14 protein-coding genes are annotated in these 17148 nt (G+C 55.6%); 9 read left to right on the top strand and 5 right to left on the bottom strand.

Features of this window, described 5'->3' with window-relative positions; all coding sequences use genetic code 11:
• A partial coding sequence (locus tag IBX51_RS11425) for an AMP-binding protein (protein WP_291831372.1) occupies positions 1-1643 on the bottom strand: 1643 nt, incomplete at its 3' end.
• Positions 1644-1896: 253 nt separating this feature from the next.
• On the opposite strand from IBX51_RS11425, the gene IBX51_RS11420 reads away from it, so the two are divergent.
• From IBX51_RS11420 to IBX51_RS11385, 8 genes are all read left to right on the top strand, one after another.
• Positions 1897-2871: an ABC transporter substrate-binding protein gene (locus IBX51_RS11420; protein ID WP_291831371.1), complete on the top strand. Its 975-nt coding sequence runs from the start codon at positions 1897-1899 to the stop codon at positions 2869-2871.
• Positions 2872-2937: 66 nt separating this feature from the next.
• Positions 2938-3840, top strand: coding sequence for an ABC transporter permease (locus tag IBX51_RS11415; RefSeq protein WP_291831370.1), 903 nt, complete (start codon positions 2938-2940; stop codon positions 3838-3840).
• A gap of 9 nt (positions 3841-3849) precedes the next feature.
• On the top strand, positions 3850-4644 hold the full coding sequence (locus IBX51_RS11410) for an ABC transporter ATP-binding protein (RefSeq protein ID WP_291831369.1): 795 nt from the start codon (positions 3850-3852) through the stop codon (positions 4642-4644).
• A 566-nt stretch (positions 4645-5210) separates the two neighbouring features.
• Positions 5211-7349, top strand: a complete 2139-nt coding sequence (locus IBX51_RS11405) for an adenosylcobalamin-dependent ribonucleoside-diphosphate reductase (protein ID WP_291831368.1) — start codon at positions 5211-5213, stop codon at positions 7347-7349.
• A gap of 30 nt (positions 7350-7379) precedes the next feature.
• Positions 7380-8075 carry an NrdJb gene (locus IBX51_RS11400; RefSeq protein WP_291831367.1) on the top strand — a complete coding sequence of 232 codons (696 nt, stop codon included), beginning with the start codon at positions 7380-7382 and terminating at the stop codon, positions 8073-8075.
• Between the two features lie 523 nt (positions 8076-8598).
• Positions 8599-9510, top strand: coding sequence for a histone deacetylase (locus IBX51_RS11395; protein ID WP_291831366.1), 912 nt, complete (start codon positions 8599-8601; stop codon positions 9508-9510).
• A gap of 233 nt (positions 9511-9743) precedes the next feature.
• Positions 9744-10229, top strand: coding sequence for a GNAT family N-acetyltransferase (locus IBX51_RS11390; RefSeq protein ID WP_291831365.1), 486 nt, complete (start codon positions 9744-9746; stop codon positions 10227-10229).
• A gap of 4 nt (positions 10230-10233) precedes the next feature.
• Positions 10234-10743 (top strand): methylated-DNA--[protein]-cysteine S-methyltransferase, encoded by a 510-nt coding sequence (locus IBX51_RS11385; RefSeq protein WP_291831364.1) that lies wholly within the window; start codon positions 10234-10236, stop codon positions 10741-10743.
• Here IBX51_RS11385 and IBX51_RS11380 read toward each other — a convergent pair.
• Both IBX51_RS11380 and IBX51_RS11375 read right to left on the bottom strand, forming a co-directional pair.
• The gene (locus tag IBX51_RS11380; RefSeq protein WP_291831362.1) at positions 10706-11584 is read right to left on the bottom strand and encodes a metal-dependent hydrolase; all 879 of its coding nucleotides are present in this window, start codon (positions 11582-11584) and stop codon (positions 10706-10708) included. The two genes, IBX51_RS11385 and IBX51_RS11380, sit on opposite strands and share 38 nt — an antisense overlap.
• Before the next feature lie 105 nt (positions 11585-11689).
• Entirely contained in the window at positions 11690-13759 is a 2070-nt protein-coding gene (locus tag IBX51_RS11375; RefSeq protein WP_291831361.1) for a dehydrogenase, read from the bottom strand.
• A gap of 153 nt (positions 13760-13912) precedes the next feature.
• On the opposite strand from IBX51_RS11375, the gene IBX51_RS11370 reads away from it, so the two are divergent.
• Entirely contained in the window at positions 13913-14932 is a 1020-nt protein-coding gene (locus IBX51_RS11370; protein ID WP_291831360.1) for a class I fructose-bisphosphate aldolase, read from the top strand.
• A gap of 2 nt (positions 14933-14934) precedes the next feature.
• On the opposite strand, the gene IBX51_RS11365 is transcribed toward IBX51_RS11370, so the two are convergent.
• Both IBX51_RS11365 and IBX51_RS11360 read right to left on the bottom strand, forming a co-directional pair.
• On the bottom strand, positions 14935-15906 hold the full coding sequence (locus tag IBX51_RS11365; protein ID WP_291831358.1) for a tRNA-dihydrouridine synthase: 972 nt from the start codon (positions 15904-15906) through the stop codon (positions 14935-14937).
• 132 nt (positions 15907-16038) lie between these two features.
• The coding region (locus IBX51_RS11360) for a peroxidase family protein (protein ID WP_367166349.1) at positions 16039-17148 on the bottom strand (1110 nt) is incomplete at its 5' end.

Raw genomic sequence — 17148 nt, 5'->3', positions numbered from 1 at the left:
TGGGCATACCAGCCATCCACTTTTGCCTGGTAAGCGTCTTCTACAACGTTGCGCTTGAGCTTCAACGTTGGCGTCAGGAAGCTGTTCTCAATCGACCACTCATCGCTGACAACCGTGATAAACGCCAATTGCTCATGGGGATCAACGGTTTTGTTCACGTCTTTAATCAGCTGAGCAAAGCTTTCCTCAATTTCCTTGCGGAAGCCTTCATCCGCCATTTTCGGGCGGATTTCCTCACCCAGCAATACCAGCGCGTGGGGTTGCGTCTGGTTGGCACCGGATACACACACCATCTCGATGGCATCGTGAGCCATCAGGCGATTTTCAATCGGCGCAGGCGCAATATACTTGCCCTTGCTGGTCTTGAAGATTTCCTTGATCCGACCAGTCAGCTTCAGGCGGCCCATCTCATCGATTTCGCCCTTGTCGCCCGTTTTAAGAAAGCCATCTTCGGTGAAGGTTTCCTTGGTTTTCTCTTCATCCTTGTAATAGCCCATCATCGTGGCCGGGCTCTTGACCAGGACTTCACCCTGCTCGCTGATCTTGGTTTCAACGCCGGGCAATGCTTCGCCAACATAGCCAGTCCGTGCGCGGCCAGGTTTGTTCATGTGTGAATAAGCAAAGTTTTCAGACATGCCATAGCCTTCAAGCAACTCCAGTCCAAGATTGCGGTACCAGTCCAGAACGTCATTTGACAGAGGTGCAGATCCGGAACCCGCCAGCTTGACTTTGTCCAGGCCAAGCCCCGTAAGCACTTTCTTTTTGATCAGTTTGTTCAGCAATGGAATCTTCAGCATCCGCTCCAGCTTCTGCTTGGGCAACTTCTGGAGTACGCCGTGCTGGAACTTCACCCACAGCCTGGGAACCGACAGGAACAAGGTAGGCTGGGCTCGCTGCAGATCCTGAACAAATGTATCCAGAGATTCCGCAAAATACAGATGGAAGCCGGCATAGAGAGAACCAAGCTCCACAAAAGTACGCTCGAATACGTGAGCGAGCGGCAAGTAGGACAACATGCGCTCTTCTGGTCCCACACCCAGAGTCTGAATGCCACCAGCGGCGGAGAAGGCCATGTTCGCAAAGCTCAGCATGACACCTTTAGGGCGACCGGTACTGCCAGAGGTGTAAACAATAGTCGCCAGCTCTGCCGGATCCCGTTTAACCTGACCTTCCAGCGGCGGGTATTTGGCCACGATGTCATCCCAGGTTTCAAAATCATTGGGCGGGCTCAGCGGGTAAGAAATGCAACGCACAGATTCAGGCACGCCAGACTTCATGCTGTCCCAGTCATCCAGCTTGCCGACAAACAAAACATCGCACTCGGCATGTTTAAGAATGTAATTAACTGTGTCGGCATTCAGTGTCGGATACAGTGGCACAGACACATGACCGGCCAGCCAAATGGCCCAGTCAGTCATGACCCACTGCGCACAGTTCTTTGAAATCAGGCCAATCCGGCTTTTATCCGGAAGGTTAAGCGACTTCAGGTAGGTCGCCATCCGGCGGGCTTCATCCACTGCCCGTCCCCAGGTGTATTCGACAACCTTGCCATTACCGATTGGCTGGGTCATGTAAGGCGCGTCGGCCTTGGTGGATTCCCAGTGGTAGAGCATTTCGAGGGGAAGTTTGTTTGTTGTGTCCATGGACCTTCCTAATTTGTCTTTATAGTTTGGGGTTAGCGTATTATTAGACTTTGGTAGACTATTTCAACACACCCGTGCTCGTCAAAACGTGATCGGGCAGAAATTACCTGCATTATTAACTAATGCGCAACCGCAACTGATAAAGTATCGCGCATCCCTACCCCGAAACCCATATCCCTGTGGTAAACTTGCGCACTTTATTTGTGCCACCCCGCACCACGGGGACATCAATAACTGACTCGGAGATGGGCTCATGGCCAAAAAAACCCTGCGCACCCTGATTGGAGCTTCGCTGCTGGCCGCAGCAAGCCTGGTTCAGGCTGAAGAAACCCGTGTTGTTGCCATCACCCAAATCGTGGAACACCCGGCTCTCGATGCCGCCCATCAAGGGGTTAAAGATGAACTGGCAGAGCGCGGTTATATCGTTGGCCAGAACCTTCGCCTGATGCACGAAAGCGCTCAGGGCAACTCGGCGATTGCCTCTCAGATCGCCCGTAAATTTGTGGGTGAAAGCCCAGATGTTATTGTGGCGATTGCCACACCGTCTGCTCAAACCGTAGCTGCCGCCGCCAGAAACGTCCCCGTGGTATTCTCGGCCGTTACAGACCCGGTGGCTGCCAAACTGGTCAAAAGCTGGGAAGCCCCCGGCGGAAACATGACCGGCGTCAGCGACATGCTGCCAATCGAACAGCACCTGGACATGCTTCAGCGCATCATGCCGGATGCCAAGCGCATCGGTACCGTCTACAATCCTGGCGAAGCCAACGCCGCGGCACTGATTGAGCTGCTCGAAGAGCGCCTGGCCGCCCGCGACATGCAACTCGTCAAAGGCGCGGCCACCAGAACCTCAGAAGTGTTGGGCGCCGCCCGATCACTGGTTGGAAAGGTTGATGCCATCTATCTGACTACAGACAACACTGTCATCAGTGCCGCCGAAGCGGTCATCTCCGTTGGCGAACGCTCCAAAATTCCTGTGTTTGCCGCCGATACCGCCACCGTTGAGCGTGGTGCCGTCGCAGCCCTTGGCTTCAATTACTACAATCACGGCCGCCAGACTGGCGCAATGGTTGTCCGGATACTCGAAGGGGCCGGCACCGCCGACATGCCGGTTGAGACCATGGAAGAGCTGGACCTGTTTGTAAACCCGGAAGCCGGCAAACGGATGGGCATCACTCTGTCTGAAGACCTCATCCAGGACGCTAAAGAAGTCGTCAAAAGCGGCAAATAATGCCTGACCAACACGGGCGGGCCCCAAAAGGGCCCGCCCGTTTTCTTTCACGGTGAACAATTACCCATGCTTAGTGAAATCGCATTCTACGGTGCTCTTGAAACCGGCCTCATCTACGGCTTGGTTGCTTTTGGTATTTATCTGTCTTTCCGCGTACTCGATTTTCCTGATCTCACGGTAGATGGCAGCTTCCCTCTTGGTGCTGCCGTTGCAGCCGTGCTTATTCTGGAAGGCTGGAATCCCTGGGTCGCCACCGGTTTTGCCGCGCTGGCAGGCATGGCGGCAGGGGCCGTTACGGCAATCCTGAACGTCAAGCTGAACATCCTTAACCTGCTGGCGTCTATCCTGACGATGATCGCACTCTACTCGATCAATCTCCGCATCATGGGCCGCCCTAACATAGCCTTGTTGACGGAAGAGACCGTCCTGACCCCCTGGTACTCTCTTGGCCTGGAATTCCATCAGGTGCCGGTCATTCTGTTTCTGATTGTCGTTGTGATCTCTCTGATACTGCTTTGGCGGTTTATGAAGTCCGAAACCGGACTTGCCATGCGCGCCACCGGGGCCAATGCACGCATGGCCCGAGCTCAGGGCATTGCTACCGGCGGCATGATCATTTTAGGTGTCGCGCTTTCTAACGGGCTGGTTGGTATGGCCGGCGCACTGTTCGCCCAGAGCCAGGGAGCCGCGGATGTAACGATGGGCGTAGGCGTGATTGTTATTGGCCTGGCTTCTCTGATTGGTGGAGAAGCAGTATTAACGCCGTCGTCCGTGCTCCGGGCCCTGATTGCCTGCGTGATCGGTGCCATCATGTACCGCCTGGCCATTGCCTTCGCACTCAATGCCGACGCCCTTGGCTTGCAGGCTCAGGATCTCAACCTGATTACAGCGGTGTTGGTCACTCTGGCGATCGTACTGCCGGGTGTGCGCACTAACCTCACCAACCGTTTTTCTCGCAACAAAGCCTGAGGAGGCAATATGATCAGCGCAACCGATCTGCGGCTTACCTTTGGCAAAGGCACGCCGCTGGAAAACCCGGCCTTACGAGGCATGAGCCTGACCGTCAACCAGGGTGAATTTGTGACGGTTATCGGCAGTAATGGTGCCGGCAAGTCCACGTTTTTGAACGCCCTGGCCGGCGAAGTACTGGTAGACAGCGGCCAGATTATCGTAGACAACCTGGACGTGACTCGCCTGCCTACTCACAAGCGCTCCGCGCGGGTAGCCCGGGTATTCCAGGATCCATTGGCCGGCACCTGTGAAAACCTCTCCATTGAGGAAAACCTGGCTCTGGCCATCAAACGCGGCAAGCGCCGCGGCCTGACCTCTGCGGTGAAAAAGCAGTATCTGGAAAAGTTCCGAGACAGCCTGTCGTCTCTCAAACTTGGTCTGGAAAAACGACTGGGCGACAAAATGGGCCTGCTCTCCGGTGGTCAGCGCCAGGCTGTCAGCCTGTTGATGGCCAGTCTGACTCCCTCCAGCATTCTATTGCTGGATGAGCACACGGCAGCATTGGACCCAAAGACGGCCAGCTTTGTATTGGAGCTGACCACCAAGATAATCGAAGAGCAAAAGCTCACCGCCCTGATGGTCACCCACAGCATGAAGCAAGCGCTGGAAGTCGGCAGCCGCACCGTAATGCTGCACCAAGGCCAGGTAGTATTTGATATCGCCGGCAAAGATCGCGAAGGGTTAGACGTAAAAGATCTGCTGGGGCTCTTTGAAAAACAGCGCGGCCTGGAAGTGGACGACGACAGCCTGCTGCTCGGTTAAGACACTCCCGTTGCCGTGACAAACACGGGCTGGACCTGCGAGGATCCAGGTCAGCCCCGGTAATTTGCAAGCCGTGGATACCTATCGCCGGGAATGGCACCGGGAGCATATTGATCACCGCATCCCCCCAGTATAATTTTTAACCCCAACATGTAGTCATTCACTCAGAATCCCGCCAAATGGCGGAACAGCGGGGCCTGGGGGCTTTGCAAGTCAATTTCCATTGATTTTCTTTGCCTGCAGCGCCCAATCAATAGTTCCTATCTTCTTCACAGAACACTATATCCTGTTATACTTCTCCCAATAGAACCTATATATAGGGCTACAAGAGAATAACAACGGCTCCATGTTGGCACTCGAAATGCCAATTACACCAAGACCAGCAACAGGTTAATAGCACTACACCGGCTCAGAACAAGCGGCACTAACCGCTCGGCAAAACACCACATATAGTGTTTTGTGCTCATCAAGCAAGCCGGCCATCAAAAAAGTACTAACAGACAAACGGGGTATGGCGCTCAGGACGGCGTCATAACAAAAAGACAGACTGAAATCCGAGGGTGGCAATGAACGCTAAGGCACAGGCAGTGATCGCAACGATTCCCATGCAAGAAGCGTCGCTCGACATTTGGAAAAGCAAATATCAGCTGAAAACCAAAACCGGCGAAGCGGTTGACAAAGACATCAACGCAACTCACGAACGGGTTGCCAAGGCACTGTCTGAAGTTGAAAAAAAGAGCGCGCGCGACAAGTACATGAAGGAATTCCTCTGGGCCCTTCAAAATGGCGCTATTCCTGCTGGCCGGATCACCTCCAACGCCGGTGCTGAAGCCCACAAGCCTGCCACCTCAACCATCAACTGCACGGTGTCTGGCAGCATTCAGGATTCCATGAATGACATCCTGGAAAAGAACCACGAAGCCGGTCTTACTCTCAAAGCCGGGTGTGGTATCGGTTACGAATTTTCTACCCTGCGCCCCCGTGGCGCCTATGTAGCCGGCGCCGGCGCGACCACCTCCGGCCCGCTGTCGTTCATGGATATCTTTGATCGCATGTGCTTTACCGTATCGTCTGCCGGGGGCCGCCGTGGCGCTCAGATGGCTACATTCGACGTGCACCACCCCGATGTGATCGAATTCATCCAGGCCAAGCGTGAGGACGGCCGCCTGCGCCAGTTCAACCTGTCGTTGCTGATCACCGAAGACTTCATCGAAGCCGTCCGTAACAACAGCGACTGGCACCTCTCTTTCCCGATGACCTGCAAAGAAGCGGAAGAAGAAGGCCTGGACCTGACCGACACTACCCAGTTTCTGTACCGTGACTTCCCGATTCAGGACGGCTACGTAGTTAATGAAGAAGGCAAAGTTGCCTGCCGCATCTACAAAACGCTGAAAGCCCAGTTCATCTGGGACACCATTATGACCAGCACCTACGACTACGCCGAGCCGGGCTTCATCCTGATCGACAAAGTCAATCAGATGAACAACAACTGGTTCTGCGAAGACATACGCGCTACCAACCCTTGCGGTGAACAGCCTCTGCCCCCTTACGGCAGCTGCCTGCTGGGCTCGGTCAACCTGACCAACTTTGTGGACTACCCGTTCACCGAGAAGGCCAGCTTCAACTACGAGAAATACCGCAAAGTCGTGGGTATCTTCACACGTATGCTGGACAACGTAGTAGAGATCAATGGCCTACCGCTGGCTGAACAGCGCCACGAAATCACCTACAAGCGCCGTCACGGCATGGGCATCCTGGGCTTAGGCTCTACTCTGGCCATGCTGCGTATGCCTTACGGCTCCCATGAATCCGTCGAGTTCACCGAAGAAGTCGTCCGTGAAATGGCTGTTGAAGGCTGGCGCCAGTCTCTGGCCCTGGCCGAAGAGAAAGGCGTAGCACCGATCATGGAAGACGAGTTTGAAGTCACCCCCAAGATGCTGGCCAAGTGCCGGGATCTGGCCAAAGACGGATATAAAGTCGGCGACAAACTCAAAGGCAAGCTGCTGCACGCCAAATACAGCCGTTACATGCAGCAAATTGCTCAAGTGGACCCTGAACTGGTCCAGCAACTGGCAGAGAAAGGTGGCCGCTTTACCCACCATACCTCCATCGCCCCGACGGGCACCATCAGCCTTTCATTGGCCAACAACGCCAGTAACGGCATCGAGCCAAGCTTCTCGCACCACTACGCCCGCAACATTATCCGTGAGGGTCGTAAAACTAAAGAGAAAGTCGACGTGTTCAGCTTCGAGCTGCTGGCCTACCGCCACCTGGTAAACCCTGGCGCTATGCCCTTCTCCGAAGACGAAGACAAGGCGCTGCCGAGTTACTTCACCACCTCGGATGACGTAACGCCTACGCAGCACGTAGACATCCAGGCGGCGGCACAGAAATGGGTCGATTCCTCCATTTCCAAAACCGCCAACGTACCAACCGACTTTGCCTACCAGGACTTCAAGGGCATTTACCTGTACGCCTACGACAAAGGCCTGAAAGGCTGCACCACCTTCCGCTTTAACCCGGAAGCCTTCCAGGGCGTACTCGTGAAAGAGAAAGATCTTGAGAACACTCTGTACGAGTTCACCCTGGACGACGGCAGCAAAGTGACCCTCAAGGGCAACGAACAGGTCGATTACGACGGTGAGATCCACACCGCCGCCAACCTGTTTGATGCGCTTAAAGAAGGCACTTACGGTAAATATTGATCCCGGGACCCGACAAACAGGACAAAGAAGATGACAGTTAAAATCAGCAACAAGATTGTCGGCTACCGAGTAAAGAAAGCCGAAACACCAGAGCAACAGGCCGCTACCGCAAAAAGCCTGGAGCCAAAACCGATTCAGATGAACGAGACCATCGAACGGCCAGATTTCTTGCTGGGCACCACCTACAAGATCAAGCCGCCGATTGCCGAGCACGCGATGTATATCACCATCAACGACATCCTGCTCAACGAAGACACAGACCACGAAAGCCGTCAGCCCTATGAAGTGTTCATCAACTCTAAATCGATGGAGCACTTCCAGTGGGTTATCGCTCTCACCCGTGTTATCTCAGCGGTGTTCCGCAAAGGTGGCGACTTAACCTTCCTGGTGGAAGAACTGCGCAGTGTATACGACCCCAACGGCGGCTACTTCAAGAAAGGCGGCGTGTTCATGCCGTCGCTGGTGGCTGAAATCGGCGCTGTGATCGAGAAGCACCTGAAAGCCATCGGCCTGCTCGAAAGCGATGAGATGAGTGAGACTACCAAGCGCATCCTCGCCGAAAAGCGCGCAGAGTTTGAGGCCAGCCACAACAAGGCCACCAACGACGAAAGCGCCAGCGACTACCCCGCCAACGCCACCATGTGCAGCAAGTGCAGCACCAAGGCGGTGATCGTGATGGACGGATGTGCAACCTGTCTGTCTTGTGGCGACAGCAAGTGCGGTTGAGGTGATTGACTGCCAAGTGGTGAACAGGCCTGGAGTGAAAACTTCAGGCCTGTTTGATATTAGCACCCAAATAATGGCGTGATATTCAGAACGCGGTGTTAACGCAATAACGAGGCGTTCTGGTTAATACTCTCCTTTCACATTTATCCCACTAAGTGCGACACCGAACAGACCAGGCAAAACCAAAGGCCTATCTTGGATCCAGATGTGGCACGGACCAGCCAATACAGGACGTTACATCGTGCGCCACAAGGATGAGGCGCAGCTTGGATTGCTGAGCACTTTTATCGGCCTTTTTATTGGCAGTAAGGCTTCGGACCCAAAGAGCCTTTATTCAGCGACCTTCGCTCCCAGCGCAGGTCGTTTTTTGTGGAACACGGATCACGCTTTGATCACTGAATGGCTGATCACTGAATGACATCCCCGTCAGGTTTTACACAAGCACGCATTGTGAGTATCGTGCAATCCCTCGTGCAACAACGCCCGTAAATCTTTACCGAGCATCTCATCAGCGGAAACCGGCATGCCCATACCCGTGGTTCACCATCCGGATTACAGTTTTCCGTTTCCGACGAAGCATCGTTTTCCCATGGAGAAATTCGGGCTTCTGGCGGAGTATGTGCGCGCCAAAGGGCTTCTTACACGCAACAACAGCTTTCGCCCTGCGCCCTGCCGGCAGGGGTGGCTTACCCAAACCCATTGCCCTGACTACCTTAACCGCTTTGCCCGGGGTCAGCTCTCCGCGCAAGAGCAAAAACAGATGAACTTGCCGTGGAGCACCGGTCTGGTGCGGCGGACTTTTCTGGCACCCTCCGGCACGGTGCTAGCGGCCCAACTGGCGTTACAGCACGGCATTGCCTGCCACCTGGCAGGCGGCACTCACCACGCCCATTTTGATTATGCCTCTGGTTTTTGCATCCTCAATGATCTGGCCATTGCTGCCAATGTGCTTTTGAGACAGGAAGGTATTGAGCGAGTGCTGATCTTTGATGTAGATGTACATCAGGGCGATGGCACCGCCGCCCTGCTCGCCAATGTATCGGGTGCCTTCACCTGCTCCATTCACTGCGAACGTAACTTCCCGTTCGAGAAGCGGATCAGCGATCTGGATGTGGCGCTGCCGGATGGCATGGTTGACGAAGACTATCTAGCCGTTGCCTATGACACACTGCAACAGGCGCTGGCGCTGTCAAAGCCAGACATCGTGCTTTATGACGCAGGCGTGGATGTGTTTCAAGGTGACCCTCTGGGCAAGTTGAATCTCTCTGAAGACGGCATTCGCCTTCGGGACCGTCTGGTGCTCAGCGAGCTCAAGCGTCGGGGGATTCCAGTAGCTACGGTGATCGGCGGCGGTTACGATGACGACCGGATGCAATTGGCGATGCGCCATGGGATTATTGTTGAGCAGGCCAACCGTGTATTTGGTTCTGATTAACCGTATACCCCATCCAAAAACCGGAGAACTTTTTTTGCATCAGCCGGTAACCAACTTACCAGCAGTCTCGACGGTCGTTTTAACGCCAACACGCGCTAAGACCGGCGAAACAAGCGCGTTGAATTCGCCGAAGCAGAATGCTGGATTTTCCTGCAGGTGTCGGTATGCTGCAAGGACCAACGGGCGTATTGGTTACCAACCTGATTTCTAACACCGGTGCACACTGAGCCATTATGAATACAGACTCCTCCATCACGATTCGCAAGTACCGAACTCAAGATCTGAGCCCGGTTGTTCGTCTATTTACCGATTCCGTTCACGAATTGACGGCCGCCGCTTATGATGAAACCCAGCGGTACGCCTGGGCATCCCGTACACCAAACCTGGACACCTGGCAGCAGCGGCTGGAAGCTATGGAAACCCTGGTTGCCGAGGAGGACTCTACGCTAACGGGTTTCATTTCCTATGAACGTAATGGCAACATCGATCTCGTGTTCACCGCGCCCCATTTTGCCCGCCAGGGCATTGCCTCTGCCCTGTATCAGGAAGCCGAACAACAACTGAAGGCTAATGGGGTGGAGGAACTCCATACCGAATCCAGTGTGGTGGCCAGGCCGTTCTTTGAAAGCCATGGATTTGACGTGGTGGAAGAGCAAAGGGTGACGGTGCGCGGGGCCCAGTTTCTGCGCTATAACATGCGCAAGCGATTGCAAGCGTAATCCCATGATACGTTATGGCACTACTGGGTGCTCCCTGGGCCATTTGATCGTGGGCTGGTCTGACCAGGGGCTCTGTGCCATTGAGTTGGGAGATAGCAAAGAACAGCTTCTTGCCCTGCTGCAGGCCCACTTTCCCGATCAAACGCTTAAACCCACCATCGAGGAACACGCCGATGACACGGCCCGGATCGCTGCCTTTATCGATCAGCCGGCGGGCGTTCTGGAGCAGCCACTGGCGCCGGTCGGAACGCCCTTTCAGCGTAGAGTCTGGGCGGCACTGCAAACCGTCCCACCCGGGCAAACGGTCAGCTATTCAGAGCTCGCCAACATGATTGGCAAGCCCAAAGCCGTGCGTGCTGTAGCCAGCGCTTGCGGGGCTAACCGGCTGGCCGTCGTCATCCCCTGCCACCGGGTTGTGCGGGCAGACGGTGGCCTGGGAGGCTTCCATTGGGGCCTGGAACGTAAACAGGCGTTGCTCAGCCGCGAAGCGACGCTGGCAGCCAACGGGCCTTAGCCTTTTCGACCAAATCCCGGGCATCGTTGTCCCAGGGGTGGAACTTCGGGCTGTAGTACTTCAGGTAAGACGGAATCAGTTTACGGAATACGCCCGGCTTGCCCCACATATAATTCAGTGCGCTCGCCCAGGATTTCAGGTTACCGAGCTGGCCGTCGGCTTTCATCAGTTGCACCAGATGGATGGTACTGAACAGCGGGAACACCACGCTGACGAACATCATTTCAGTCACACGGATAAATTCGCTGCCGCCCACGCTCTTGTAAACATCAAAGGCAACCGCCTTGTGTTCCGACTCTTCTATCGCATGCCAGGCCCAAACAGGTGCAATGCGTGGGTCCATTTCTTCCAGGGCATCAAATTTGAGTAGAAACTCTTCCGCCATCAAGGCCGTGAAGTGCTCAACCGCGACGGTGTGGGCCAGCTGACGTTCCGGGGTGAAGCGTGCGCGCATCCAGTCCATAAACCACTGCACTTCACGCTCAAGGCGCCCCAGACCAACGCCCCGCTCCTCCAGGAAGCCGTTCATTACCTTGTGCTCTTTGGAGTGATGCGCCTCTTGGCCGATAAACGCGCGAATGGCCTTTTGCAATTCCGGGTCGGTAATCTGATCCTGGTAATGCCGAACCGAATCAATGAAGAACTTCTCGCCGGGTGGAAAGCTGGATGATAACGCCGCCAGTAACAGGGTTTTCACAGGATCGTTGTCCCACCAGTACCGCGGCAGATCTTCCGGAAACGCGAAGTCCGGGCTCCGCACCACGGGTATCAGCCCCGGGGGCGTGGTACTCCGGTACTTTGCCGGCTTGGTCTTTTTGATCTGTGGCACTGGCATATTCATGATTACTCTCCCTGGAACCCAAAGGATCAACAGCTTCCAGCCTACGGAATCGAGAACGTGACTGTTAGTCGTTAACGGGCCAAACTACCATACCAGCTTGTCTTATCAGGCCAACTCCTTGTCGGCAGGTGTATCAGATTGAGCGGCTAAAACCCGCACCCGCTCGAAATCTTCGTCTGTAAACACGCCGTTCACACCCGATACCGCGGCCAGCTTCATGCCGTGTCTTAAACCGAGCTTATAGATTTCACGCACTTTCTCCCACTCGATATTGCGACCCAGAGTAAAGTTCTCGAAACGGGCCTCCATGGCCAACACGATGGTCTCTGCCAAACAGGCGTAAGCGATACCTTTGGGCAGGCCAATGTCTTTCATCTCTACCTTACCCGGCAACTGGATTTCACCGGACTCAATGACCAGCACGTCGGGCCGCTTGGCCACGTCTTCAGCCGGAATGTCCAGGGGCCGAGCAACATCGGTGATCACGCAGCCGGGTTTGACCTTCATGATATCGAGGATGCGCTTGCCAGCGCCCGACGTGGCGGTAACCACCATGTCCATATCGGGCAAATCCCGGTCAGTAGTCGCTGCCACATGCACAACGGCGCCAGGAGTTTCCAGCTCAATGCTTTCTTTCAAAGACAGCAACTTGGCAGCTTCCGGCGCGACCATGTAGATCTCATCCACGGCTTTTGCCAGCAAACGGGCACAGACAGACCCTATAGCCCCGGTGGCACCCACAATCATGGCCTTGCCGGCCATCTTGCCGCTCTTACCGACGCCCACCCGGCCCACGATCTTGGCGGCGTCGTGCGCGGCCCACAGCGCACCAGAGGCACTGTAGCTGTTGCCAGTGGTGATAGGCAGCGGTGCCCGTTTGGCCACGGTAATGCCAGCATCACCTACCACTTTGGTGAAGGCTCCCAGGCCCATAATCTGGGCACCCATTTTTTTGGCCAGTTTGGCCGCCGCCAGCAACCGGCTGTAGGTAAACTCAGGGTCATGCGCCATGATTTCTTTCGGGGTGCCGCCAACCGTAATCAACCAGCCCTCCACCTCATCGCCCGTTGGCGACCTGATGCCACTGACTTTGGAATAGACGAAAGGCGGCGTGTAGGCGATGGCTTTTTCAACCAGATTCATCACCGCAGGAGGCGATACACTGGCAATCCAGTCCAGCGGCGGTGTTTTGGTCAGGTATTGTTGCGACAGCGGGTGAATCACAAAGGCAAAGCGGTTGATCCGGCGGTAGCCGTTGGGATAGAGAATTCGAGGCTCTATCTCCAGCTCTTCAATCACACTCAGAAAGTCGTCGGCACCCAGTTGCTCTGGCGTTCGTGATAACGCCGCACTGATCATGGCCTCCATCACGTTAACACCCACCGGCCGCCCTTCCAGCCAAGGGCTATAATCCACCACCATGGCCACGTTGCGTGAGCGAAACCAGTCCAAGGCAGACTCCGTAACCCGAGACGTAATCACTGTTTTGCCGTCGAGCTCTCGTTCCGAAAATGCCTCCAGGTCTCCCATGGCACCTACGATCACATGGCAGTCTTTGACCGATTCGTGCAAGGAGCCGCTGATCAGCTTCTCACCCATCCTGTACAGCGGCGTTTTATGCAGCCGCTCAATGACCTTCACCGCAGCAGGGCTGAACATCACGGGCGACGTAATTCGGGTATAGGCCTCAAGCTGGGTCAGGGATGTGAGCAGGCGCGGCACACCAAAATCCAGATAAGGGTCGGCGAAAAAAAAGTTATCAGTGTGCTCAGACAACGCTTTGGCGATACGGTAGCCGGCCTGGCCGTTCAGGAACATCACCTTGGCATTATCAAAAAAATGCCCCAGCTCGGTCTGGGTATGGCGCACAGCCCATTCCTGCAAAATGCCTCTCAAACCGGCACCGGTCGTCACGGGCTTGTCGGGCACGCAGCCTTCCAGGCGAGAAGTATCCGGGTGGGCCAGCTGCTCACGACCCACCTGATAATGATCGTGGATCATGCTCAGGCCAATCGCATCCGCCTGCTCGCGAATGGAGTCGAGAACAGCCTCAGCATGTTCCAGATTGCCATCTGTCCCCACTCGAATCACGCGGAAAGAGTGGCCTAGAAACTCGGTTTCCAACTCATAGTCGTATTCGGACGACCCCTGGCTGACACTGACGACGGTTTTCATGGCTGGCTGACTTCCTTATTGTTTTACTATTTGTTAAGTCTAGAAGTTACCGATTGATCCTGCCTTAGCCCAGATCAAATAACGGCACTCGATTTACAGACTAAACTGTCTTCAATCACCCATAGACAGCCAACACTTACCCAAGGAGGCGCCATGAGCATTCAGGATGAACTGACGGCAACCGTTGCAGAGCTGGTTCAGCCAGACAAAGGCATACTTGCAGCCGATGAAAGCTCCCCTACCATCGCCAAACGGTTCCAGGCTGTAGGTGTTGAGTCCACCGAAGGTACCCGCCGTGAATATCGCAGCCTGATCTTTTCCACACCCGATCTGGGCGAGCACATCAGTGGCGTGATTCTGTATGAAGAAACCCTCGAGCAATTAAGCCTGGATGACATTGCCATTCCCAGGCTGCTGGCACGCCAGGGCATTGTGCCAGGCATTAAGGTAGACGCCGGCAAGGGACCATTGGTCAACTCACCGGGCGACGAGATTACTTATGGGTTGGATGGCCTTGAAACACGACTGGAACATTACAAATCCCTGGGCGCTCGCTTTGCCAAGTGGCGAGACGTGTTCCACATATCAGACACTCTGCCCTCGTTCCAGGCCATCAAATCCAACGCTGAGGTGCTGGCCCGCTACGCGGCGGTTTGTCAGGCGATGGGCATTGTGCCCATCGTCGAACCGGAAGTGCTGATTGATGGCAACCACACCATTGAACGGGCCGCCGCGGTCAGTGAGGATGTGCTGCTTGAAGTGTTCAAAGCGCTGCATCGGCACCACGTAAATCTGGAGCTCATGGTGCTGAAACCCAGCATGGTGACGCCAGGCAAAGGCGCAGGCAAAGCCACACCAGAACAAGTTGCTGAAGCTACTGTGAGTGTGTTCCGCCGGGTAGTTCCGGCGGCGGTGCCGGGCATTTTCTTTTTGTCAGGCGGGCAAACGCCAGAGGAGTCCACAGAAAACCTCAATGCTCTGAACAACATGGGCTATCTCCCTTGGGAATTGAGTTTCTCCTATGGCCGAGCGCTTCAGGAGCCTGCCCAGAAAGCCTGGGCCGGAAAACTGGCGAATGCCAACATCGCCCAGGCGGCCCTGAAAAAACGAGCCAGGCTTAATGGCCTGGCCCGCTCTGGCAGATACTCATCAGAGATGGAGAACGACACCTGAACTCAGGCCGCGCGGCTACCATCGACTGATATCGGCTGATCAAGGCAGGCCAGCATGGGTGCCACGTCCCGAATTTTCCGGGCCGCAGGCCACAGGACTTCGGCTTCGCTAAATCCCTGGCGCAGGTAGTTAAGCCACTGTTTGATGCGACCGGTGACGTATTTGTCTTCAAGCCGTGTTTGCAGGGCAGCCGCGTATTCTTGCACTAATGTTACGGCCTGCGGCCAGGTCATGGGATCAAACCACTCTTCACGCTGGGAGGCTTTAATCTGCGCCGCCAGGTCAGGCCTTGCAATCAGGCCACGGCCAATCATCACGTCGTCGCAACCGGAGACCTCGCGGCAGCGCCAATAATCCGCGACGCTCCAGATTTCGCCGTTGGCGATCACATGGCTGTTGACCGCTTCACGTACTTTGGCGATTTCTTCCCAGTACGCGGGCGGTTTGTAGCCGTCTACTTTACTGCGGGCGTGAACAACGATTTCCGAAGCACCAGCGGCTTCCAGAGCCTGGCCACAGGCCACGCCCATGGAGCGGTCGTCGTAGCCAAGGCGCATTTTGGCGGTCACCGGAATGTGGGCAGGCACCTCCTTGCGAACGGCGGCTGCAATCTCGTACATCAGCTCAGGCTCCCGCATCAACACACAACCGCCTTTGTGCTTGTTGACGGTTTTGGCGGGGCAGCCAAAGTTGATGTCTACCTGCATGGCACCCAGTTCAGCCGCCTTAGCGCCGTGGCGGCCCATCATTTCCGGGTTGGAGCCCAGCAACTGAACAGCCACCGGGGTGCCCACCTGAGTCAGCGCATTATTGACGAGTTCAGGTGCGTACTTGTAAAAAATACGCGGTGGCAGCATGCCATGGGTCACGCGAATAAATTCGGTTACGCACCGGTCGATACCACCGACTTTGGTCAGGGTTTCGCGGATGGGTGCGTCGACCAGCCCTTCCATCGGGGCAAGGATGATTCGCATGAGTGCTCCAGTAACGGGAAAAGTCTAAAAACTGATCAGATATAAGGCGGGAGGGATTGTAAGGAATTTGGAGGGAAGTTGATAGACGGGCACCCCGAAGACGGGGTGCCCGAGTACTGCTTAGCTAAGGTCTTATTTAACGTCGAAACGGTCGGCGTTCATGACCTTGGTCCAGGCAGCGACGAAGTCGTTGACGAACTTCTCTTCGCTGTCGTCCTGGGCATACACTTCCGCGTAGGCGCGCAGGATGGAGTTGGAACCGAACACCAGGTCAACACGGGTCGCGGTGAACTTGGTGTTGCCGCTCTTGCGATCCACGATGTTGTAGGAGTTCTTGCCAGTGGGCTCCCAACGATTCGCCATGTCGGTCAGGTTCACGAAGAAGTCATTGGTCAGCTGGCCAACGCGATCGGTGAACACACCGTGCCTGGTGTTGCCGTAGTTGGTGCCCAGCACCCGCATGCCGCCCATGAGAACGGTCATTTCAGGTGCGGTCAGACCCATCAGCTGGGCGCGGTCCAGAAGCATTTCTTCCGGCTTGACCACGTAGTCCTTCTTCTGCCAGTTGCGGAAGCCATCAGCCAGCGGCTCCAGCGGCTCGAAGGAAGCTGCATCGGTCTGCTCGTCGGTGGCATCGCCACGGCCTTTCAGGAAAGGCACGTGTACGTCGTGGCCGGCGGCCTTGGCGGCTTTCTCAACGCCCAGGTTACCGCCCAGAACGATGACGTCAGCAATGCTGGCGCCAGTCTCCGCAGAGATCTGCTCGTAGACTTTCAGCACCTTGGCCAGACGATCCGGCTCGTTGCCTTCCCAGTCCTTCTGCGGAGCCAGACGGATGCGAGCGCCGTTGGCACCACCACGCATGTCGGAACCACGATAAGTGCGGGCACTGTCCCAGGCGGTCGTGATCAGCTCGTTCAGGCTCAGGCCAGCTTCATCGATCTTCGCCTTGACGATTTCTTCGATGTAGTTGGTCTCACCCTGGGGGCACGGATCCTGCCAGATCAGATCTTCCGCAGGCACGTCCGGACCGATGTAACGGGCTTTCGGACCCATGTCACGGTGCGTCAGCTTGAACCAGGCGCGGGCAAAGCAATCCTGGAAGTACGCCGGGTCTGCCATGAACTTCTCGCAGATGGCGCGATACTTGGGATCCACCTTCATGGCCATGTCGGCGTCGGTCATCATCGGACGAACACGGGTCTTCATGTCCGTAGGATCAACCGGCATGTGCTCTTCTTT

It is taken from the genome of Marinobacter sp. (assembly GCF_014859525.1).
GTDB lineage: Bacteria > Pseudomonadota > Gammaproteobacteria > Pseudomonadales > Oleiphilaceae > Marinobacter.
The sequence above is the reverse complement of the archived record's forward strand: the minus strand, read 5'-3'. Positions and strand labels throughout refer to the sequence as shown.

Excerpts from the sequence above, each read along its gene's own strand:
- IBX51_RS11420 (WP_291831371.1), top strand. The coding sequence starts at position 1,897 with ATGGCCAAAAAAACCCTGCGCACCCTGATTGGAGCTTCGCTGCTGGCC.
- IBX51_RS11415 (WP_291831370.1), top strand. The coding sequence starts at position 2,938 with ATGCTTAGTGAAATCGCATTCTACGGTGCTCTTGAAACCGGCCTCATC.
- IBX51_RS11410 (WP_291831369.1), top strand. The coding sequence starts at position 3,850 with ATGATCAGCGCAACCGATCTGCGGCTTACCTTTGGCAAAGGCACGCCG.
- IBX51_RS11405 (WP_291831368.1), top strand. The coding sequence starts at position 5,211 with ATGAACGCTAAGGCACAGGCAGTGATCGCAACGATTCCCATGCAAGAA.
- IBX51_RS11400 (WP_291831367.1), top strand. The coding sequence starts at position 7,380 with ATGACAGTTAAAATCAGCAACAAGATTGTCGGCTACCGAGTAAAGAAA.
- IBX51_RS11395 (WP_291831366.1), top strand. The coding sequence starts at position 8,599 with ATGCCCATACCCGTGGTTCACCATCCGGATTACAGTTTTCCGTTTCCG.
- IBX51_RS11390 (WP_291831365.1), top strand. The coding sequence starts at position 9,744 with ATGAATACAGACTCCTCCATCACGATTCGCAAGTACCGAACTCAAGAT.
- IBX51_RS11385 (WP_291831364.1), top strand. The coding sequence starts at position 10,234 with ATGATACGTTATGGCACTACTGGGTGCTCCCTGGGCCATTTGATCGTG.
- IBX51_RS11380 (WP_291831362.1), bottom strand. The coding sequence starts at position 11,584 with ATGAATATGCCAGTGCCACAGATCAAAAAGACCAAGCCGGCAAAGTAC.
- IBX51_RS11375 (WP_291831361.1), bottom strand. The coding sequence starts at position 13,759 with ATGAAAACCGTCGTCAGTGTCAGCCAGGGGTCGTCCGAATACGACTAT.
- IBX51_RS11370 (WP_291831360.1), top strand. The coding sequence starts at position 13,913 with ATGAGCATTCAGGATGAACTGACGGCAACCGTTGCAGAGCTGGTTCAG.
- IBX51_RS11365 (WP_291831358.1), bottom strand. The coding sequence starts at position 15,906 with ATGCGAATCATCCTTGCCCCGATGGAAGGGCTGGTCGACGCACCCATC.